This window comes from Chthonobacter rhizosphaerae, from assembly GCF_013839525.1.
Lineage (GTDB): Bacteria > Pseudomonadota > Alphaproteobacteria > Rhizobiales > Pleomorphomonadaceae > Chthonobacter > Chthonobacter rhizosphaerae.
On record NZ_JACDIS010000005.1, the window covers coordinates 58,801 to 78,209 of the forward strand.

Genomic DNA, 19,409 nt, shown 5'->3' on the forward strand with positions numbered 1-19,409 from the left:
GCGCTCGGGAATCGATGCGTGGGTGGTCGGCCTTCGCCGACCATGACGGTGTGGAGGTGGGGGGCGGGGCGGCGGTTTCCGTCACGCGGGAGGGCGGCGTGTCGAGCGGGCGCCGGACGCTCCCCGTCATGGTCGGCGCAGGCCGACCACCCACGCATTGGGGAAAGGCATCCGTCCGGGGGGTGTTCACTGGACGCGCCCGGGTGGCGGCGAGCGCTCGGGAGTCGATGCGTGGGTGGTCGGCCTTCGCCGACCATGACGGCGTGGGTGGGAAAGGCGCGGCGACGCTGACGACGACGGGGTGGTGCTTAGGTGCCGCGACGCTGACGACGACGGGGTGGTGCTGAGGTGCCGTGGTCATGCCGTCTCCTCCATCTCGAAGGACGACTGCAGCACCCGTTGCTCGGTCAGGTCGGACCGGGCGAGGTCGGCCACGATGGCGCCGGAGCGGAAGACGTAGACGTGGTCGCAGTGGCGCAGCTCGTCGAACTCGGTGGTGTACCAGACGAAGCTGCGGCCCTTCGCGGCCTCGGCCTTCACGATGGCGTAGACCTCCTGCTTGGTGCCGATGTCGACGCCGCGCATGGGATCGTCCATCAGCACGATGTCGGCCTCGGACGCGAGCGCGCGGGCGAACAGGACCTTCTGCTGGTTGCCGCCGGAAAGGGACAGGATGGGGTTGCGCATGTCCGGCGTGCGGATGCCGATCCGCTGGCGCCACTCGGCGGCGAGCCGCGCCTCGGCGGCCGGGTTGGTGACGCCGAACCGGGCGAGGCGGGGCGCGGAGGAGACGACGGCGTTCTCGGCGATGGACCAGAGCGGGAAGACGCCGTCGGTCTGCCGGTCGCCGGCCACGAAGGCGACGGTGCCGCGCACCGCCGGCGATCCGGCCCGGGCGGCCCGGAAGATCGCCCGCAAGGTGGCGGTCTGGCCGTGCCCGGCGAGGCCGGCTAGGCCGACGATCTCGCCCGGGTGGACGGAAAGGCGCCGGCCGTCGCGCTGCCTGTCCGGGCGGATGTCCACGGCGGGCGCGCCGGACGCCCGCCGGGAGGCGGCGGGACCCTCCTCGGCGGCCTCGCGGGCGACATTGCCCATGGCGCCGACGAGGCTGGCGTGGGTGTGGGCGGAGGCGGCCCGGACGTCCACCACCCGGCCGTCGCGCATGACGACGACCCGGTCGGCGGTGCCGAGGATCTCGCCGAGAAGATGCGAGATGAGAATGACGCCGCCGCCGCCCGCCACGAAACGGCGCACGAAGGCGAGAAGCTGGGCCGACACCATGCTGTCGAGGGAGGAGGTGGGCTCGTCGAGGATGACGAGGTCGAGCCGGCCCTCGCTGAGCGAGAGGGCGCGGGCGATCTCCACCATCTGACGGCGGCCGATCGGCAGGTCGCCGACCACGTCGCCCGGCCGGATGCCGTGACCGGGGAAGATCTCGTCGAGCGTGCGGCGGATGAGGGCGCCGGCCCGCCGCCGCCAGCCGAAGCCGCGGATCGACGGATGGAGGATGCGGGCGTTCTCCGCCACCGTGAGGTTCGGGCAGAGCGACAGCTCCTGGAACACGCAGCGGATGCCGTTCGCCTGGGCGACCGCCACCGACCAGGCGGACGCGAGGTCGCGCCCGTGAACGGCGAGCGCGCCGGCGCCGGCGGGAAGCGTGCCGGCGAGGATCTGCATCAGGGTGGACTTGCCGGCGCCGTTGTGGCCGACGAGCCCGAGGCATTCGCCGGCCCGGACGTCGAGGTCCACCCCGGCGAGGGCGCGCACGGCCCCGAAGCTGCGCTCGACGCCCTTGAGGCTGACGATGGCGGAGGACGACACGGGGAACACTCTCCGGGACTTGGGGGGCGCGGCTTGGGGGCCGGGCTCGTGCTGCCGGGATGATGGACCGGGGAGCCGGGCCGGGATCTGGGGCCGTCCCTCGGTCCGCCCTTGGACGCGTGCCGGACCGCCCAGGGACGGTCCGGCGGGCGCGCCGACGCGGGCGGCGCCGGAGCGGGAGAAGGGTGGGCCGCCGGGCGGGAGGAACCCGGCGGCCCGGCCGGCCGCGGTCACATGCCGGCGATCACCTTCTGGGCGTCCTCCAGGGTGTATTCCACGTTGGCGACGCCGCCCTTCTCGGTGGTCTCCAGATTAGCCTCCAGGGTGTCCTGGTCGATCCTCAGGAACGGCACCACCAGGTCCTTCGGCACGTCCTTGCCGTCGAGGATCTGCTGGGCGACCCAGAAGGCGAGGGTGGAGACGCCCGGCGCGATGGAGACCGACATGGTCTCGTAGCCGTTGGCGTCCTTCTGCTCCTTCCACCACTGCAGCTCGTCCTGGCGGTTGCCCATGATGATGAGCGGGATCGGACGGCCGGCGGCCCGGAAGGCCTCGGCGGCGCCGTAGCCGTCGCCGCCCTGGGTGACGACGGCGGCGATCTCCGGCAGGCTCGGCAGGATGCCGGCGACAGCCTTCTGGGCCACCTCCTGGGTCCAGTCGCCGTGGACGGAGCCGACGATCTTGAACTTGGAATGCTTGGCGACGCCCTGCTCGATGCCGGCGTGGATCTCGTCGTCGACGAACACGCCCGCGAGGCCGCGGATCTCCAGGAGATTGCCGCCGTCGGGCAGGCGCTCGGCCAGATAGTCGAGCTGAACCGCGCCCATCTGCTTGAAGTCCACCGCGATCCGCCAGGCGCAGGGCTCGTTCACCACGCCGTCGAAGGAGACGACGATGATGCCGGCGTCGCAGGCCTCCTTGACGGCGCCGTTGAGGGCGGTCGGCGAGGCGGCGTTGACGACGATCGCGTCATAGCCCTGCAGGATCAGGTTCTGGATCTGGGCGGCCTGCTCGGTCGCCTGGTTCTCGGCGGTGGTGAAGGCGTCCGCGGCGGCGACGGCGCCGTCGGAGACGGCCTGGCCGGTCACCTTGTCCCAGCTCTTCAGCATGGCCTGTCGCCAGCTGTTGCCCGCGTAGTTGTTGGAGAGGGCGATCCTCTTGTCCTTGGTGTCGGCGACGGCGAAACCGGACGAGAGGACGATGCCGACGGCGGTCGCCGCCAGCAGGGAGCTGATGCGTGTCATGGTTCCATCCCTGGTTCGCCGCGCTTGCCGGCGGCTTCTGGTGGATTGATCGGCCGCCGGCCGTCTCTGGAGAAGGGGGGCGGCGGATCGAGCCGCCGCCCCCCTTGTCAGAGACGGTCGGTATCAATCGATTTAGAGGGTAATGTGGATCCTGTGCTTCGTCGCCGCCTATCCGCGCGGCGCGTCGGCGGAGCCGCGCAGATCGCATGCGGGAACCCGCATCCGGAGGTGCGGCTCCCCGCCGCGATGGCGCATCGAACGCCGGGCAAAACGCGCGCGCCCGGCCCATAGTGGAGATTGCCTCGTGCCTGACCCGACCGCGCCTCCGAGGCTCGACGACGCCGCCATGCTCCAGCATCTCGTCCGCATCTCCCAGGCCCTCGCCGGCCAGCTCGATTTCCAGTCCGCCATCCTGGCGGTGTCGCGGGAGGTGCGCGCGATCCTTGCCTTCGACCACATGGACATCTGCCTCCTGTCCAAGAACGGCGAGAGCCTGCTCGCCTACGAGGTGGGGCTGCACACGAGCTGGGGCAGCCCGACCGCCAATCCGACGCGCAACAGCCCGATCCGCTCGCTGCTGCGGGGCGAGGTGGCCGACATCGTGACGCCGGACGCCCAGTCGGACCCGCGCTTCCATTTCGAGGGCGCCAACGACCAGCCGATCTTCGCGGCGCGCCTGAAGAGCCGGCTGCACGTGCCGCTGCGGGTGCACGGGGCGGTGATCGGCGCGCTCAGCGTCTCCAGCCACCAGATCGACGTCTACGGTCGAGCGGACGTGACGGCGGCCCAGCACGTGGCGGACCTCCTGGCGCCCTATTGCTTCGCCATCGGCAAGGCGGAGGAGGCCAAGGCCTCCGCCATCGTGGAGGCGGAGGCGCGGGCGCGCGAGGAGGGGCTGCGGCTCGGGGCGCTGCGGCTGACGGAGGCGCTGGAGCGCGAGCGCCAGCGGATCGGCATGGACCTGCACGACCAGGTGCTCGCCGACCTGACGCGCCTCCTCCACGCCATCGCGCGGCTGCGCGCGGAGCCGGCGGTGACGCCCGGGCAGCTGGACGGGATCGAGGCGGACATCCGGGCGGCCATGCGGGAGCTGCGGCGTATCATCGACGACGCCCGGCCGAACGTGCTGCAGCTGTTCGGCTTCGAGCACGCCGTGGAGGACCTCCTCGAGCGGGCGGCGCGGGGCAGCGCCGGGGCGCTCGTCGTGCGGCTGGAGAACACGGTCGGCGCCGCCATGGACGACGCGCCGGAGCCGCTGAAGGTGGCGCTCTACCGCATCGTCCAGGAGGCGCTGAACAACGCGGCCGCCCACGCGGGGGCGGGCGAGATCGTGGTGCGGCTCGCCGCCGACGGGGAGCGCACGGTCATCTCCATCGCGGACGACGGCGTCGGGCTCGGCGGGCGGCGACCGCGCCGGCTGAGCGGCATCGCCAACATGAGGACCCGCGCCCAGCTGGTGGGCGCGGACTTCGCCATCGAGACGCCGCCGGACGGGCGCGGCACGCGCGTGACCATCGGGATCGCGCTGCCGGCCCGGGTCGAGGCGGCGCAGTAGGGAAGACCGCGCCGAGGCGGCACAGTCAGGACGATCGCGTCGAAGCGGCGTAGTAAGGATAGTCGCGCCGAAGCGGCATGGTAGGGACGATCGCGCCGATATGGGCGCAGGGACGGGACAAGCGAAAATGCAGGTTCTGATCGTCGAGGACGACCCGGTGCACCGCGCCTTCCTGCGCGAGGCGGTGGAGCGCGCCCTGCCGGAATGCGACGGGGTGATCGAGGCGGAGGACGGCCAGTCGGGCGAGAAGGCCGCGCGCGAGTATGCCCTCTCCAACGTGATCATGGACCTGCAGATGCCGCACCGGACGGGGGTGGACGCCGCCCGGGCGATCTGGCGGGCGCGGCCGGACACCTCCATCCTGTTCTGGTCCAACTACGCGGACGAGGCCTATGTGCGCGGCGTCTCGCGCATCGTGCCGGAGGGCGCCGCCTACGGCTACCTGCTGAAGTCTGCCTCGGAGGACCGGCTGCGCCTGGCGCTGCGGTCGATCTTCCTGGAGAACCAGTGCGTCATCGACAAGGAGATCCGCGGCGTCCAGCAGAAGACGCAGGACCGCTCCTCCGGCATCACCGACGCGGAGTACGAGATCCTGCTCGACCTCGCCATCGGGCTCACGGACAAGCTGATCGCGGCGCGCCGGCACATGTCGCTGAGGAGCGTGCAGAACCGGCTGCAGGCGATCTACGGCAAGCTCGGCGTGACCCACGGCGAGGGGGCCGACGAGGCGGTGTTCAACCTGCGCACCCGCGCGGTGAGCGTCGCCATGCTGCGCCGGCTGATCAACCGCACCGCCCTGGAGGAGGCTGAGGCGGAGTTCAGGCGGTGGCAGGCGCGGGGGTGAGGCCTCACCAGCCGGCGAAGGGGGCGACGGCTTCGTCGGGGACCTGGCCGGCTTCCACGTCGGCGATGGCCTGGCCGAGGAGGGCGAGGCCTTCGCGGGCTTCGGCCTCGGTGAGGGTCAGCGGCGGGGTGAGTTCCAGGACGTTGGAGTGGACCCCCACATAGTAGAGGACGAGGCCGAGCTCGAAGGCGCGGTAGACGATCTTGGCGGTGGCGCGCTTGTCCGGGGCGCGGGAGGCGCGGTCGGACACGATCTCGACGCCGAGGGCGAGGCCGCGGCCGCGCACGTCGCCGACGGAGGACGAGCGCGCGGCGATCTCCCGGAGGCCCGCCGTCAGCACGTCGCCGATCCGGGCGGCGTGGGCCGGGAGGTCCTCCGCGTCGATGGTGTCGAGGACCGCGACGGCGGCGGCGGCGCAGACCGGGTTGCCGTGGACGGTCTGGAAGGCGAAGGCGGCGGCGTGGTTCATCAGGTCCGCCGGGCCGACCACGGCGGACAACGGCAGGCCGCCGCCGAGGCCCTTGCCGAAGACGACCACGTCCGGCTCGATGCCGAGGTGGTCGAAGGCGTTGAACCGGCCGCTGCGGCCGAGGCCGACCTTCACCTCGTCGCAGACGAGGAGGATGCCGTGCCGTCGGCAGAGGGCCTCGACGGCACGGAAGTAGTCCGGCGGCGGGACGAGCATGCCGCCGTCCGACTGGATCGGCTCGATCAGCAGGGCCGCGACCTCCGACGGCGGCACGGGGCCGGCGAGGCGGTCCTCCAGGTGGGCGAGCGCGGCGGCCGAGGCGGCCTCCGGGCCGCCGTCCCGGTAGGCGTCAGGGTAGGGCAGAAGATCGAGGCCCGGGGCGCGCGGGACCGTCTGGACCGGGTGGCCGGACACGGCCATGGAGCCCACGGTGCCGCCGTGATAGGCGCCCCGGAAGGCGAGGATGCGCGGACGGCCGGTGGCGGCCGTCACCATGCGGGCGACCGTCTCCATGGCGTCGGAGCCGGAATGGCCGAGCCAGACCCGGCCGCGGGCGCGGGGCGGCACCCGGGCGAGGAGCCGCTCGGCGAGCTCCACCGCCGGCAGGTTGGCGGACGACAGATAGCTCGCGCCGGCCTGGTCGGACAGGGCGCGGTCGACGGCGGCGCGCACGGCCGGATGGGCGTGGCCGAGGCTGGCCGCGCCCCAGGAGGCGGAGAAGTCGAGGAGATGGCGGCCGTCGTCCGCCGTCAGCCGGCTGCCCCGTCCGCCGACGACGGCCTGCGGGTGGAAGCGCAGGTGGGCCATGGTGGAGATGGCCGCGGCGTCCCGGTCGAACAGGGTCGCCATGGCGCTATTCCGCTGCTGCCGCCGTCTCGGCCGGGAAGAAGCCGAGAAGTTCGTCGGACTGGACCACGTGGCAGTAGATCATGTTGATGATCTCCAGCTCCCGGTGGTGGAGCTCCATGGTGGCGGCCGCGCAGCAGTCGTCGACCACGATGACGCCGAAGCTCTCGTCGACGAGGCTGCGCACGGTAGAGGACACGCACTGGTCGGTGAAGATGCCGGTGCAGATGACGTCCTTGATGTCCATGTTGCGCAGGAGGAGCCGGAGATTGGTGCCCGTGAGGGCGCTGTCGGTCGTCTTGGTGACGACGATGTCCTCCGGGCGCGGCGCGAGCTCCGGCACCACCTGGCCCTCCTCCAGGTCCTTCGGGATGAGGAGATAGTTGAAGCCGGGCTTCTTCTGGCTGAGCGAGCGGTCGCGGCCGTCCGGCTTCTGGCAGGCGATGCGGGCGTAGACGATCTCCACGCCGCGCCGGCGGCATTCCTCGATGAGGCGGGCGTTGTTGGGGATCACCGTCTCGCGCATGCGGGCGAAGAAGGGCGCCCAGCGGGCGGTCTCCTCCGGCGTCTCCTTCGGGGCGAGGTAGACGTTCTGGACGTCGATGACGAGGAGCGCCGTCGTCGCCGGGTCCAGGTGGATGTCGTCCGGCTCGTCGGCGTTGGCGTAGTAGAAGGAGCGGTAGGCGGTCTTCCAGCTCATGCGGCACCTTTCTTCTTGTTGGCGAAGGCCCTCGCCAGGACGGCCCCGATCTCGCGCGACGGAAACAGTCCGCCGGGCCGGAGGATCAGGACGGCGATCATGGCGAGCGCGAGGACGATTTCCGTGAGGCCGACGACCTGATCGTTGAACAGCTTCAGGTCGTTGAGCCGCGCCTCCACGGAGCGCAGGGATTCGAACGCGCCCGTCACCAGGAAGGCGCCGACCACCGCGCCGGTGACCGTGTTGGCGCCGCCGATGACCAGCATGCCGAGGATCACGAAGGTCTGGTGCAGATAGAAGGCGTTCGGCGAGAAGGACGTGACGAAGTGGCCCCAGAGCGCGCCGCCCACCCCGGCGAAGAAGGCCGCCACGATGAAGGCGCGCCAGCGCAGGTGCGGGATGTGCGCCCCGAGGGCGGCGGCGGCGACCTCGTCGTCGCGGCTCGCCCTGAGGAGAAGGCCGGTGCGGGATTCCTTGAACGCGACCGCCCCCACGATGGCCGCCACGGCGACGCCGGCGGCGAGGAGGAGGTCCGTCGCCTTCGGGACGCCGAAGAGGGTGCGCGGCCCGTTCGTGACGTTGCTCCAGTTGGTCATGACGGTGTGGAGCACGACGAGGAGCGCGAAGGAGGTGATGACCGCCGCCGCGTCGGAGAGGCGCATCAGCGGGTAGGACATGACCGCCGCCACGACCGCCGCCGCGACGCCGGCGAGCGCGATGGCCAGATAGGGCGAGACCTGGATGCCCTGGAGGATCGGATAGAGATCCGGCAGGGCCATGCCCTTCATCTGGGCCGGGATGGTGAGGAGCGCCGACACGTAGGCGCCGACGCCCATGAAGCCGATGTGGGCGAAGGACAGGATGCCGGAATTGCCCATGAAGATCTGGAGGCCGATGACGAGGACCAACGACACGCAGAGGTTCGTGGCGATGCGGTCGAACACGCGGACGCCGAGGGCCTCGGTGGCGACGACCAGGAGGACCACGAGGCCGGAAAGGAGGACGGCGGTGAGAAGATGGCGGTTCATCATGGTCCTCACGTGCGCTGTCCGGTGGCGGGACCCTTGAGGAGACCTTGCGGGCGCCAGAGCAGGATCAGGATGACGAGGCCGAAGGTGAAGGCGTCGCGGAACTTCAGGAGATCCTGGGCCAGCGTGTAGTTCAGCGTGGTGTCGATGAAGGCGAGGAGGAAGCCGCCGAGGACGGCGCCGGAGAGGCTGCGCATACCGCCGATCACCGTGGCGATGAAGGCGACGAGGAGCGGCTCCATGCCGATGCCCGGCACGACCGTGCCGATGCGGCCGATCCACAGGATGCCGACCACGCCGGCCAGGAGGCCGCTGATGGCGAAGGCCGACGTGATGACGAGGTTGGCGGGCACGCCCAGCATGCGCGCCATGGTGAAGTTGGACGCCGCCGCCCGCATGGCGACCCCGAGCACCGTGCGGCGCATCAGGAAGGCGAACACGGCGAGGAGGATGGCGGCCGCCGCGATGGTGAGGAGGTTGCGCATGGGCGTGACCACGCCGGCGATCTCCACCGTCTGGGAGAAGATCGGCGGCAGCGGCACGTTGCGCGGGCGCGGCGAGATGAAGAGGAGCGCGGCGTTCTGGAGGAGGGTGGAGAAGGCGAAGGACGTGATCAGGACGGCGGTGACCGACTTCGCCCGCACCGGCCGGAAGGCCACGTATTCGGTGAGAATGCCGGTGGCGACGGCGACCAGGATCGCCATGGCGGCCATGACGAGCCAGGGCAGGCCGGTGCCGCCGGCGAGGAAGAGCGCGTAGCCGGTGACCATGATGAGCTCGCCATAGGCGAAGTTCACCAGCCTGAGGATGCCGTAGACGATGACGAGGCCGAGGGCCATCAGGGCGTAGGCGCCGCCGAGGCTGAGGACGTCGATCAGGAACTGGAGCGCGAAGGTCAAGGGCTCAGCCTCCGAGATAGAGCGCGCCGAGGTCGGTCGTCGCCGCGATCTCGGCGGCGGTGCCGGCGGCGGCGATGCGGCCGAGCCGCATGACATAGGCGGTGTCGGCGAGCTGGAGCGCCTTGGAGACGTTCTGCTCCACGAGCACGATGGTGAGGCCGGAGGACTTGAGGACGCGGATCATCTCGAAGATCTGGTCGACGATGGCCGGCGCGAGGCCGAGGGAGGGCTCGTCGAGGAGGAGGAGCTTCGGCCGGGTCATCATGGCCCGGGCGATGACGAGCATCTGCTGCTCGCCGCCGGAGAGGGTGCCGGCCGCCTGGCCGGCGCGCTCGCCGAGGCGGGGGAAGAGCTGGAGCATGCGCTCCCGGTCGGCCGCGACGCCCGCCCGGTCGTGCCGGTGGACATAGCTGCCGAGGAGGAGGTTCTCCGAGACCGTGAGGTCCGGGAAGACGTCGCGGGTCTCGGTGACGGTGGCGACGCCCTTGCGGACCATGGCCTCCGGTCGGGCGCTGGTGACGTCCTCGCCCATCAGCCGGATCGAGCCGGCGGCGGCGCGAAGCGCGCCGGCGACGCACATGAGGGTGGACGACTTGCCGGCGCCGTTCGCCCCGAGAAGGGCGACGAGCTGGCCGGCCTCGGCCTTCATCGAGACGCCGCGGACGGCCCGGATGGCACCGTAGCGGACCTCCAGGTCCTTGACCTCAAGCATGGGCCGCCTCCGAGCCGAGGTAGGCCTCGATGACGGCCGGGTGGCGGCGGACCTCGTCGGCGCTGCCCGCCGCGATGGTCTTGCCGAAGGCGAGCACCTGGAGCCGGTGGCAGAGCCGCATCATGAGGCCCATGTCGTGGTCGATGATGAGAAGGCCGAGGCCGCGCTGGGCCGGCAGGGCCGCGAGCGTGTGGAGGAGGGCCTCCGTCTCGGCGTCGTTCATGCCGGCGGCCGGCTCGTCGAGGAGCAGGAAGGCCGGGTCGGCCGCAAGCGCCCGGGCGATCTCGACCCGGCGCTTGTCGCCGTAGGAGAGGCTGGCGCCGAGCTCGTCGGCCCGGGCGTCGAGACCGAGCTCGTGGAGAAGCCGCAGGGCGGTGGCGCGGGCGGCGCGGGTGCCGGCGCCATGGGCGAGGGCGGCCGCCTGGACGTTCTCCACGACGGTCATCTCGTTGAAGAGCCGGACGATCTGGAAGGAGCGGGCGAGGCCGAGGAGCGCGATGTCGCGCGGCTTCAGGCCCGAGATGGTGCGGTCGCCGAGGGTGATGGAGCCGCCCGCGAGGCGGACCTGGCCGGTGATGGCGTTGATGAGCGTGGTCTTGCCCGACCCGTTTGGGCCGATGAGGCCGACGATCTCCCCCGGGGCGAGCGCCAGGGAGACGCCGTCGAGGGCGCGCAGCCCGGTGAATTCCACGACGACGTCCGTCGCCCTGAGGATTGGCTTCGACATCAAGGGTTCCGCTGTGCTTGGGGCAACCAGGGCTTCGGGCGACGGGATGGACCGCGGATCGACGCGGCCGGAGGAGGCTCCGGCCGCGTCGGGAGGCGAGGGCCGATCAGGGCTTCGGCAGGGTCTCCGGCGTGCGCCATCCGACGAGGGTCGGCTTGCCGGCCTTCAGCTCCACGACGACCGCCGACTTGTTGGGCACGTGGCCTTCCTCGGCGGTGCCGTAGTCGAGCGTGCCGGTGAGGAGCTCGAACGTGCCGTCCTCCAGGGCCTTGGCGACATCGGCGCCGTCGGTGGAGCCGGCGGCCTTGACCGCTTCGGCGAGCATCATGACGCTGTCCCAGCCGGTGGCCACGAAGGACGTGTCGGGCTCGGCGTTGAACATCGCCTTGTAGAGATCGACGAACTGCTTCATCTGCGGGCTGGACTCGGCGCCCATCCAGGTGTGGGTGACGAAGAAGACGTCATTGCCCATCTGCTCGCCGAGAGCGGCGTGGAGCGCCGGGTCGTCATAGGCGTCGCCACCCATGACGGGGGCGTCGTAGCCGACCTCGCGGAGCGACCGGATGATGGCGCCGATGTCGGTGCCGTAGGACGACACGAAGATCACGTCCGGCTTCTTGTCCAGCGCCTTCAGGCGGGCGATCTGGGCGGAGAAGTTGTTGTCGCCGTTGGTGTAGGTGTCCTCCAGGAGGATCTCGCCGCCGTTCGCCTTGAACTGTTCGACGAAATACTTCGACAGCGACTTCGTGTAGGCGATGAACTGGTCGGTGACCACGTAGGCGGTCTTCCAGCCCTTCTCCTTGACGGCATAGTCGGCGGCGACCGCCCCCATGGTGGTGTTCCACATGGAGAGGGTGAACTGCTTGTCGCCGAGCGTCCAGGAGCTGTAGAGCGGGTCGGACGCGCAGAGCGACAGGCCGACGAGGTCCGCCGCCTGGGCCTCGCGGCTCGCCGGGCTGCCGAAGTCGAAGTCGCAGGGCGCCAGGACGAGCTCGGCGCCCTTCTCGATCACCTCGACGGCGGCGTTGCCGACGGTGACCGGGTCGGACTTGCCGTCGATGTTGATGAACTCGACCTGCTTGCCGAGCAGGCCGCCGTTGTCGTTGAGGTACTTGACCGCCACCTGGGCGCCCTTGAAGCCCGGGGTGTCGAGCGGGGCCTGGATGCCGGTGAGCGCGAGGGCGCCGCCGATGATGATCTTGTCCTCCTGGGCGCCGGCGGTCGCCAGCATGGCGGCGGTGCAGAGCGCGGATGCGAGAAGCAGCCTTTTCATTACGCGATATCCCCTCTTCTTCGTGGATCCTGGTGGCCGGCGCGGCCGGGATCTCAAGTCCCGTTCGTCGCCCCGGTGTTTCCGACGCCGACGCCCGGTGTCCGGACGTCGTGCCTTCCTGCCGCCGAACCTCGTCTTCGGCCGCGGTGTTTCATGCGGCGAGCACCTTCGGCCGCGTCCGCTCGAGCGCCAAGGCCAGCCGGTCGGCCCAGGCCTCGACGCCGGCCGGGTCGGCGATGAGGTCGTTGCGGACCTCGACCAGGATGGCGGGCAGGCCGAGGTCTGTGCCGTAGACCGGGATGGCGTAGTCGGTCTCGCGGTCGACCGTGTAGGGCTCGTTCGGCGCCACGGTCAGGCCCTCGGCGGCGAGCTCGTCGAGCACGTGGTGGGCGAAGGCGCCCGACCGGTCGAACAGGATGCCGGCGTGCCAGGGGCGGGCGACCCCGAGGAAGACCGGCGTGAAGCTGTGCACGGTGACGAGGAGCGTCGCCCGGCCGCGCTGCCGGCGCTGGCCGAGGAGGCCGGCCACCCGGGCGTGGAACGGATCGAAGATCCGCGAGCGGCGGCGGGCCAGCTCGCGGTCGTCGAGCCCCTTGTTGCCGGGGATCTCGGTCGCCTCCGACCGGGTCGGGATGGCGGTCGGCGCGCCGAAGGGCCGGTTCAGGTCGACGAGGAGGCGCGAATAGGCGCCGAGGACCGCGGGCGCGCCGAGCCTGGCGGACAGGCGGCGGGTGAGGTCCGCCGCGCCGATGTCCCAGGCGATGTGCCGGGTGAGCTCCGACGGCGGCAGGCCGAGGCCGGCGTATTCGGCCGGGATGTGGTTCGACGCGTGCTCGCAGACGAGCACGAAATCGGACGTGCCGGCCTCGGCGATCACCTCCACCGGGGCGGGCCAGTCGGCGGTGGGCCGGATGGGTTCGACGTGACCGCGCATCAGTAGAGAGCCTTGAACGTGGCGCAGAGCGCCTCGGGCGTCATGTCGGCGGTGGCGGCGATCTCGGCCCGCTTCACGGCGACGAAGCTGTCGACGAAGCGCTGCGGGAACCAGGACCGGGCTTCCGCGTCGGCGAGGAAGGTGTCGAGCGCCTCGCCGAGGGACTGGGGCAGGCGGACGAGACCCTTCTCGGCGCGCTCGGCGTCGGACATGACGGACGGGTCGCCGGTGACGATGGGCGGGGTCGGCAGGCCGTCGCGGATGCCGGCGAGGCCGGCGCGGACGATGGCGGCGAGCGCCACATAGGGGTTGGCGGTCGCGTCGGCGGCGCGGAATTCCAGATTGTACTGCTTCGCCGGATCCCGTCCGCCGAGGGTGACGGTCGGGCAGATGCGCACGCTCGCCTCGCGGTCGCGCTCGCCGAGCCAGGTGTAGGACGAGCTCCACATGTGCGGCTTGAGGCGGAGATAGGACGGCACGCTCGGGGCGGTGAGGGCCGTGATGGCGGGCAGGTGCCGGAGCACGCCGGCGACGAACGCCCCGGCGACGGCGGACAGGCCGCCCGGGCCGGCGGGGTCGTAGGTGGCGGTCTCGCCGGCGGGGCCGACGAAGCTGAAGTGGATGTGGACGCCGTTGCCGACGCCGTTCGGGTCCGCCTTCGGGGTGAAGCTCGCGCGCGTCCCGAGGTTGCGGGCGACCTCGCGGATGATCTCGCGGATGGCGACCGCGCGGTCAGCCGCCGACAGGGCGTCCGTCGGCGCGTGGGTGACCTCGAACTGGTGGGCGCCATATTCGGCCAGCACCATCTCCGGCTCGATCCCGGCGTCTTCCAGCGCGGAATACACCATGGGGGCGAACGGGTCGGCCTGGCGGAACGCCTCGTAGGAGAAGGCGTGGGCGGGCGCCCGGTCGCTGGCGAGCTGGAATTCCTGCTCGAAGGTGGCGACGAGCGCGAGGCCTGTCGCGCGCTTCAGGGCGTCCAGCGCCTCGGCAAGGCGGACGCGGGCGCAGCCGTCCCAGGGCGCGCCATCGAGCTCGACGATGTTGCCCATCACGATGTCGAACGGGGTGCCGCTGCCGGTTCGGTCGGTGCGGTAGCGGGCCTTGAGGTCCGGCAGGAGGCGCAGGTCGCCCGATGTGCCCCACGGGTTCGGGTCCGCGATGGTGTTGAAGGCGGTGAGGCAGACGTTCGCCGGCGTCCAGCCCACCCCGGCGACCTTGGCCTTCTCGAGGTCGTCCGCCGGCACTGGGCGGCCGCGGGTGACGGCGACGAGATCCGTGGTCACGATGGCGGTGAGGGCCTTGGCCGACGCGGCGTCCATGGGTCAGGCCTCCGCCTTCAGGCTGGCGAACCGGTCGGCGACGGTGGCGGTGTCGGCGACCCAGCAGTAGCCGCCGAACGCCTTGAGGGCGCCCGCGTGACGCTCCGGGGTCGGCGCCGCGCAGGCGTCGGCCACGCAGGTGACCAGATAGCCGCGGTCGGCGCCGTCGCGCACGGTCATGTCCACGCACTGGTCCGTCAGGATGCCGGCGACCACCAGGTAGGTGACGCCGAGGTTCTTCAGGAGGTAGTCGATGTTGGTGGAGTTGAAGACGCCCGACGACGTCTTCGGCAGCAGGATCTCGTCGCCCTTCGGGCCGACCTCCGGCGGCGGCAGGCCTTCAGGCAGGCTCGGCGGGATGTGGATGGGCGTGAGCTTGTGGTCGAGCGAGCGGTCGCGGCCGTCCTCGGTGAGGCTCTGGATGATGGTGTGCAGGACCTCCACGCCCGACGCCCGGGCGGCCTGGAGCAGGCGCACCTGGTTCGGGATCACGGTCTCGCGGCAGGTCCGGTAGAAGTAGTGGTCCGCCGTCCAGTCGGCGTGCGCCGGGTCGAGCCCCGGCTCCAGCCAGATGCGCTGCATGTCGACGAGGAGGAGGGCGGTCTTGCCGCGTTCGAACGGCGCGTCGCGGCTGAGGGTCATGGCGTTCATGAGGTGCCTTCGGGGTTGGGCGTCAGCTTCGGCCGGCGGGAGACCCCGTCGGGGCCGCGCCGTGGCGGGGCGTTGCGGCCGGGTTCGTCGTCGAGCGTGACCTTCTGGGCCGCGCGGATCTGCTCGATGCGCTCGATGCGGTCGCGGGCGGCGAAGTCGGTCTCCGCGACGGCGTGGGCGATGACCGCCTCCATCTGGGCGACCGCCGGGGCGAGCGTGTCGTAGGGGGAGTCCACCTCGATGCGGGCGGAGAGCGTCACCTCGGCGAACTCCGCCACCGGCGAGAGCCACACGTCGGTGAAGAGGAGGATCCGGGCGCCCCGGTCCGCCGCCTGCCGGGCGAAGGCGACCACGTCGCTCTGGTAGCGCCGGTAGTCGAACACGACGAGGAGGTCGCGGCGGCCGATGTCCACGAGGGCGTCGAACCTGTCGGCGGAGAGGATGCCGAGGTCGACGACGCCGGGCCGGAACTGCTGCAGGTAGCCGGCCAGCATGGCGGCGATGCCCCGGCTGAACCGGCCGCCGACCAGATAGACCTGCCCTTTGGTCTCCAGGAGGAGGCGCACGGCCTGGCCGTAGGCCTGCTCGGGCACGGCCTGGCGGGTGGCGTCCAGACTGTGGCCGACGGACGCGAGATAGGCCTGGGCGGCCCCGTCGCCATCGCCGGCCGGGCGCTTGGCCTCCATCATCAGGAGCGGCGAATGGAGCCGGGCCTCGACCTCCGCGAGAAGGCGGGCCTGGAAGGCCGGATAGCCGTCGAAGCCGAGCTTGATGACGAGCCGCCCGACGGTGGGGTCGCTGACGCCCGCCCGGCGGGCGAGGGTGGTCGCGGTGCCGAGGCCGGACATGGGGTAGTCGGACAAGAGGACCTGCACGATCCTGGCCTCCGACGGGGTCAGCGCAAGCCCGGGGGCGGTCAGCATGTCTTTGACTTTGCTGTTCATTCGGCCGCCCTCGACATATGTAGAGAGGTTTTCAGATTTAGAATTCGGTGTCAATTCTGAAAAGAGATCGACAGGAATTTTTCAGCCCGCTACATCTTGGGGGAAGGGCGGCTCGGTCGCGTTGTCGTCACCCGCGAGCGACCGGGCCCCCGCCCGCCTTGGCCAGCATCGGAAGGACCCGCCCCATGTCGATCGACATCGCCGGCATCAACGCTCTCGACCGGGCCAGCGTGCTGCACCCGTTCACCCATTTGAAGGACTTCGCGACGGGCAAGCTCGGCGATCCGACGATCGTCACGACGGGCAAGGGGATCCGGATCGAGGACGCGACCGGGCGGCAGTATATCGACGGCTTCGCGGGCCTCTACTGCGTGAACATCGGCTACGGGCGGACCGAGGTGGCGGAGGCGATCAGCCGGCAGGCGTACCGGCTGGCCTACTATCACACCTACGCGGCCCACACGACGGACGAGCTCGCCATCCTGTCGGACCGGCTCGTCCGGATGGCGCCGGGGCGGATGAGCAAGGTGTTCTACGGCATGTCCGGGTCGGACGCCAACGAGACCCAGGCCAAGCTCGTCTGGTACTACAACAACCTGCGCGGCAAGCCGCGGAAGAAGAAGATCATCGCGCGCGAGCGCGGCTACCACGGCTGCAGCGTGGTCTCCGGCTCCATGACCGGGATGAGCTTCTACCACGACAACATGGACCTGCCGCTGGACCGGGTGCTGCACACGGGCGTGCCGCACCACTACTGGGGCGGGCAGCCGGGCGAGACGGAGCTGGAGTTCTCCCGCCGGCGGGCGGCGGAGCTGGAGGCGCTGATCCTCCGCGAGGATCCGGACACGATCGGCGCCTTCATCGCCGAGCCGGTGCTCGGGACCGGCGGCATCACGCCGCCGCCGGAGGGCTACTGGCCGGCGATCCAGGAGGTGCTGCGCAAATACGACGTGCTTCTGATCGCCGACGAGGTGATCACCGGCTTCGGCCGGACCGGGTCGCTGTTCGGCTGCTTCCACTACGGCATCGAGCCGGACCTGATCACCATCGCCAAAGGCCTGACCTCGGCCTATTTCCCGCTCTCAGGCGCGATCGTGGGCGAGAAGATCTATGAGGTGATGGAGGCGGAGGCGGACCGGATCGGCGCCTTCTCGCACGGCTACACCTATTCGGGCCACCCGATCGGGGCGGCGGCGGCCAACGCGGTGCTGGACATCGTGGAGACGGAGGATCTCGCCGGCAACGCCCGGGACGTGGGCGGCTACTTCCAGCGCCGGCTGGCGGAGACGTTCGCGCAGCTGCCGATCGTCGGCGAGGTGCGCGGCGTCGGGCTGATGGGCGCCATCGAGTTCGTGGCCGACCGGGAGCGGAAGACCCGGTTCGACCCTCACCTGAAGGTGGGCGCGCGCGTCTCCAAGGCGGCCCGCGACCGGGGCCTCATCGCCCGCGCCATGCCGCACGGCGACATCCTCGGCTTCGCGCCGCCGCTGGTGCTGACCCGCGACGAGGCGGACATGATCGTGGAGATCGCCGAGGCGGCCGTCCGGCAGGTGCAGGACGAGCTGACCCGGGACGGCTGAGGGCGCCCTTTCGACGGGCGCGCCCGACCGACCCGGGTTGCGGGGTTCGCCTCAGATCGCCGAGACCGGCTTCGGCTGGAACAGGCGGCGACGCAGTTCCTGGCGGAGCGGGCCGTCGACGAGGTTGAGGACGAGGCCGCTGAGGAGCACGAGCACGATCAGGAAGAGGGCGCCGCTGACCGAGCCGGCGTCGTCCGGCGGGGCGGAGGCGGCCTTGTTCCAGCCGCTCACGAAGGCGGCGAGCACGGGGATGTGCAACACGTAGAGCGGATAGGACAGCTCTCCGAGCACGAAGCAGTAGCGCGACACCCGCGGGCCGTCCGACGCCATGGAGCCGATCAGGATGATGGCCGGGAAGGCGAGGACGATCGCCAGCACGTCGTAGACGGGCCGCAGGCTGTAGGGCACCGGCACGGACAGCACGACCGCGACCATCGCCATCGCGACGAGCGCGCCATGCCGGACCCGGAACGACATGAAGTGTCTGGACCGGTAGAGGGCGACGCCGAGGAAGAACGAGAAGGCGACCCTCGGGATGCCGCCGAGCGCGTTGTGCCAGCCATAGCCGGTGTCGAGCCCGTGGAACCACCAGGACGCGACGGCCAGCGTGGCGGCGGACCCGGCGAGGACGGCGGCGATCCGCCGGAGGGTGAGCCAGCGGGAGACGGCGCCGTAGACCGCGTTCACCAGCAGTTCCAGGTAGAGCGACCAAGCGGGCGGACAGAGGGGGAAGAGGTGGTTGACGCCCGCCAGCCCCGGCGGCACGGGCAGGAGCGCGAACGCGAACCACGCCGTGAGGACGGCGGCGTCCGCGGCAAGCTCGGACCGGAACAAGAGCGTGTCGACGATCAGCTGGGCGACCGCGATCGATACCGCGATCGAATAGAGCGGATAGAGGCGCACCAGGCGGATGGCCATGAAGTGGCCGACCTGAAGATCTCCGTTCAGCTTCGCCTCGTACGACTTGCAGATCACGAAGCCGCTGAGGCAGAAGAAGAGATCGACGGCAAGATAGGCGCTGTGAAAGTCCAGATCCAGCATGGGATCCGGGATGTGCCAGCAAACGACCGCAAAAGCCGCCAAACCACGAATGCCGTCAAGCGCGTGAAAATTGCGATAAGTATCGATCTGGTGCATCCCGATCAGATTGGCGTCCGCAGCACCGTCCCGGGCGACAACCGCGTGCGCGGTCGGCCTGAGGCCTCACCGTCGGCTGCTCGTCGAAGGGCGGGGGACGTGACGTCCCGTCGCGCACCTTCCAGCAACGGTGCCATGCTGGTTGTCCGGCGGATCGGCGGCCGGAAGAGCCACCCGGATAGGGTTCCGGGATCCCGGTGAAGGGATACGGTCCCACAGGCCGGCCTGGAATGCAAACGGAAGCTGGGGCTTGGCCGTTGATCGGACGGGCGATTCCGGCTTCGGCCATGCGGCCGGCGGGCGCATCGCCGCAGCGGTCGCGGTCCTTGACGGTCCGGCCGAATGGTTCCCCGTCTCGTCTTCGATCCGCACATCTTTTTAGTTGAATTGCCCAGATCCCGTAAGCCGGTTGATGATTTGCTCGGCACAACCGGACGCTTGAGACGGCCGGTTGACGGGGAGGCGTCGAAGGCCGGTCGGAGGCGTCGATGGGAATGGGCAGGGGCCGCAGCGGTTCACGTCTGTCGTGCTTTGGGTGCGGAGTGGCGGCGGTGGCCTTCTATGGCGCCTACGCGGTGCGGACCACGCCGGAGCCGGACGCGCTCGCGGTCGCGACGGGCCTCCCGGTCGCCGCCGCGGTCGGGCTGGCCGTCGCCGTCCTGACCCGGTCTGTGGTGACGGCGGTCCGGGCCTGGCGGAACGACAGCCACCACTGAGGGCGGC

18 protein-coding genes and 1 other annotated feature are annotated in these 19,409 nt (G+C 70.9%); of the genes, 4 read left to right on the forward strand and 14 right to left on the reverse strand.

Going from position 1 to position 19,409, the window contains the following annotated elements; translation table 11 throughout:
* Nucleotides 1-357: 357 nt before the first annotated feature.
* A complete protein-coding gene (locus HND91_RS10390; RefSeq protein ID WP_181706509.1) occupies nucleotides 358-1,830 on the reverse strand; it encodes an ATP-binding cassette domain-containing protein in 1,473 nt (490 codons plus the stop codon).
* 221 nt (nucleotides 1,831-2,051) lie between these two features.
* Nucleotides 2,052-3,065: an ABC transporter substrate-binding protein gene (locus HND91_RS10395; RefSeq protein ID WP_181706510.1), complete on the reverse strand. Its 1,014-nt coding sequence runs from the start codon at nucleotides 3,063-3,065 to the stop codon at nucleotides 2,052-2,054.
* Between the two features lie 304 nt (nucleotides 3,066-3,369).
* On the opposite strand from HND91_RS10395, the gene HND91_RS10400 reads away from it, so the two are divergent.
* Nucleotides 3,370-4,620, forward strand: a complete 1,251-nt coding sequence (locus HND91_RS10400) for a GAF domain-containing sensor histidine kinase (protein WP_343057283.1) — start codon at nucleotides 3,370-3,372, stop codon at nucleotides 4,618-4,620.
* Nucleotides 4,621-4,747: 127 nt separating this feature from the next.
* The gene (locus tag HND91_RS10405; protein ID WP_181706511.1) at nucleotides 4,748-5,464 is read left to right on the forward strand and encodes a response regulator transcription factor; all 717 of its coding nucleotides are present in this window, start codon (nucleotides 4,748-4,750) and stop codon (nucleotides 5,462-5,464) included.
* A 4-nt stretch (nucleotides 5,465-5,468) separates the two neighbouring features.
* Here HND91_RS10405 and HND91_RS10410 read toward each other — a convergent pair whose 3' ends face one another.
* The 11 genes from HND91_RS10410 to HND91_RS10460 form a co-directional block, all read right to left on the reverse strand.
* Nucleotides 5,469-6,782 (reverse strand): aspartate aminotransferase family protein, encoded by a 1,314-nt coding sequence (locus tag HND91_RS10410; protein ID WP_181706512.1) that lies wholly within the window; start codon nucleotides 6,780-6,782, stop codon nucleotides 5,469-5,471.
* Nucleotides 6,783-6,786: 4 nt separating this feature from the next.
* A complete protein-coding gene (locus HND91_RS10415; RefSeq protein WP_181706513.1) occupies nucleotides 6,787-7,479 on the reverse strand; it encodes a cysteine hydrolase family protein in 693 nt (230 codons plus the stop codon).
* Nucleotides 7,476-8,507 carry a branched-chain amino acid ABC transporter permease gene (locus HND91_RS10420; protein WP_425485443.1) on the reverse strand — a complete coding sequence of 344 codons (1,032 nt, stop codon included), beginning with the start codon at nucleotides 8,505-8,507 and terminating at the stop codon, nucleotides 7,476-7,478. Before HND91_RS10420 ends, HND91_RS10415 begins: the two co-directional genes overlap by 4 nt.
* 8 nt (nucleotides 8,508-8,515) lie before the next feature.
* Nucleotides 8,516-9,406, reverse strand: coding sequence for a branched-chain amino acid ABC transporter permease (locus HND91_RS10425; RefSeq protein WP_181706514.1), 891 nt, complete (start codon nucleotides 9,404-9,406; stop codon nucleotides 8,516-8,518).
* A gap of 4 nt (nucleotides 9,407-9,410) precedes the next feature.
* Nucleotides 9,411-10,118, reverse strand: a complete 708-nt coding sequence (locus tag HND91_RS10430; protein ID WP_181706515.1) for an ABC transporter ATP-binding protein — start codon at nucleotides 10,116-10,118, stop codon at nucleotides 9,411-9,413.
* On the reverse strand, nucleotides 10,111-10,845 hold the full coding sequence (locus tag HND91_RS10435; RefSeq protein WP_181706516.1) for an ABC transporter ATP-binding protein: 735 nt from the start codon (nucleotides 10,843-10,845) through the stop codon (nucleotides 10,111-10,113). The genes HND91_RS10430 and HND91_RS10435 overlap by 8 nt, the downstream gene beginning before the upstream one ends.
* Nucleotides 10,846-10,951: 106 nt before the next feature.
* A complete protein-coding gene (locus HND91_RS10440; RefSeq protein ID WP_181706517.1) occupies nucleotides 10,952-12,118 on the reverse strand; it encodes an ABC transporter substrate-binding protein in 1,167 nt (388 codons plus the stop codon).
* Between the two features lie 151 nt (nucleotides 12,119-12,269).
* On the reverse strand, nucleotides 12,270-13,052 hold the full coding sequence (locus tag HND91_RS10445; RefSeq protein WP_181706518.1) for an N-formylglutamate amidohydrolase: 783 nt from the start codon (nucleotides 13,050-13,052) through the stop codon (nucleotides 12,270-12,272).
* Entirely contained in the window at nucleotides 13,052-14,374 is a 1,323-nt protein-coding gene (locus tag HND91_RS10450; RefSeq protein ID WP_181706519.1) for a glutamine synthetase family protein, read from the reverse strand. The genes HND91_RS10445 and HND91_RS10450 overlap by 1 nt, the downstream gene beginning before the upstream one ends.
* A gap of 3 nt (nucleotides 14,375-14,377) precedes the next feature.
* Complete coding sequence (locus tag HND91_RS10455; protein ID WP_181706520.1) at nucleotides 14,378-15,025, reverse strand: cysteine hydrolase family protein; 648 nt, start codon at nucleotides 15,023-15,025, stop codon at nucleotides 14,378-14,380.
* Nucleotides 15,022-15,969: a MurR/RpiR family transcriptional regulator gene (locus HND91_RS10460; RefSeq protein WP_181706521.1), complete on the reverse strand. Its 948-nt coding sequence runs from the start codon at nucleotides 15,967-15,969 to the stop codon at nucleotides 15,022-15,024. Before HND91_RS10460 ends, HND91_RS10455 begins: the two co-directional genes overlap by 4 nt.
* 185 nt (nucleotides 15,970-16,154) lie before the next feature.
* Between HND91_RS10460 and HND91_RS10465 the strand changes: the two genes are divergently transcribed.
* Nucleotides 16,155-17,549, forward strand: coding sequence for an aspartate aminotransferase family protein (locus tag HND91_RS10465; protein ID WP_181706522.1), 1,395 nt, complete (start codon nucleotides 16,155-16,157; stop codon nucleotides 17,547-17,549).
* A 51-nt stretch (nucleotides 17,550-17,600) separates the two neighbouring features.
* Here HND91_RS10465 and HND91_RS10470 read toward each other — a convergent pair whose 3' ends face one another.
* Nucleotides 17,601-18,686: an acyltransferase family protein gene (locus HND91_RS10470; RefSeq protein ID WP_246329415.1), complete on the reverse strand. Its 1,086-nt coding sequence runs from the start codon at nucleotides 18,684-18,686 to the stop codon at nucleotides 17,601-17,603.
* A 140-nt stretch (nucleotides 18,687-18,826) separates the two neighbouring features.
* Nucleotides 18,827-18,884: a sequence feature (sul1 is cis-regulatory element that is thought to sense ions involved in sulfur or methionine metabolism; They are found in Alphaproteobacteria), on the reverse strand.
* A gap of 353 nt (nucleotides 18,885-19,237) precedes the next feature.
* Between HND91_RS10470 and HND91_RS10475 the strand changes: the two genes are divergently transcribed.
* Entirely contained in the window at nucleotides 19,238-19,402 is a 165-nt protein-coding gene (locus HND91_RS10475) for a hypothetical protein (RefSeq protein WP_181706524.1), read from the forward strand.
* Nucleotides 19,403-19,409 lie beyond the last annotated feature (7 nt).

Excerpts from the sequence above, each read along its gene's own strand:
- HND91_RS10395 (WP_181706510.1), bottom strand. The coding sequence starts at position 3,065 with ATGACACGCATCAGCTCCCTGCTGGCGGCGACCGCCGTCGGCATCGTC.
- HND91_RS10405 (WP_181706511.1), top strand. The coding sequence starts at position 4,748 with ATGCAGGTTCTGATCGTCGAGGACGACCCGGTGCACCGCGCCTTCCTG.
- HND91_RS10410 (WP_181706512.1), bottom strand. The coding sequence starts at position 6,782 with ATGGCGACCCTGTTCGACCGGGACGCCGCGGCCATCTCCACCATGGCC.
- HND91_RS10415 (WP_181706513.1), bottom strand. The coding sequence starts at position 7,479 with ATGAGCTGGAAGACCGCCTACCGCTCCTTCTACTACGCCAACGCCGAC.
- HND91_RS10420 (WP_425485443.1), bottom strand. The coding sequence starts at position 8,507 with ATGAACCGCCATCTTCTCACCGCCGTCCTCCTTTCCGGCCTCGTGGTC.
- HND91_RS10430 (WP_181706515.1), bottom strand. The coding sequence starts at position 10,118 with ATGCTTGAGGTCAAGGACCTGGAGGTCCGCTACGGTGCCATCCGGGCC.
- HND91_RS10435 (WP_181706516.1), bottom strand. The coding sequence starts at position 10,845 with ATGTCGAAGCCAATCCTCAGGGCGACGGACGTCGTCGTGGAATTCACC.
- HND91_RS10440 (WP_181706517.1), bottom strand. The coding sequence starts at position 12,118 with ATGAAAAGGCTGCTTCTCGCATCCGCGCTCTGCACCGCCGCCATGCTG.
- HND91_RS10445 (WP_181706518.1), bottom strand. The coding sequence starts at position 13,052 with ATGCGCGGTCACGTCGAACCCATCCGGCCCACCGCCGACTGGCCCGCC.
- HND91_RS10450 (WP_181706519.1), bottom strand. The coding sequence starts at position 14,374 with ATGGACGCCGCGTCGGCCAAGGCCCTCACCGCCATCGTGACCACGGAT.
- HND91_RS10455 (WP_181706520.1), bottom strand. The coding sequence starts at position 15,025 with ATGAACGCCATGACCCTCAGCCGCGACGCGCCGTTCGAACGCGGCAAG.
- HND91_RS10460 (WP_181706521.1), bottom strand. The coding sequence starts at position 15,969 with ATGAACAGCAAAGTCAAAGACATGCTGACCGCCCCCGGGCTTGCGCTG.
- HND91_RS10465 (WP_181706522.1), top strand. The coding sequence starts at position 16,155 with ATGTCGATCGACATCGCCGGCATCAACGCTCTCGACCGGGCCAGCGTG.
- HND91_RS10470 (WP_246329415.1), bottom strand. The coding sequence starts at position 18,686 with ATGCACCAGATCGATACTTATCGCAATTTTCACGCGCTTGACGGCATT.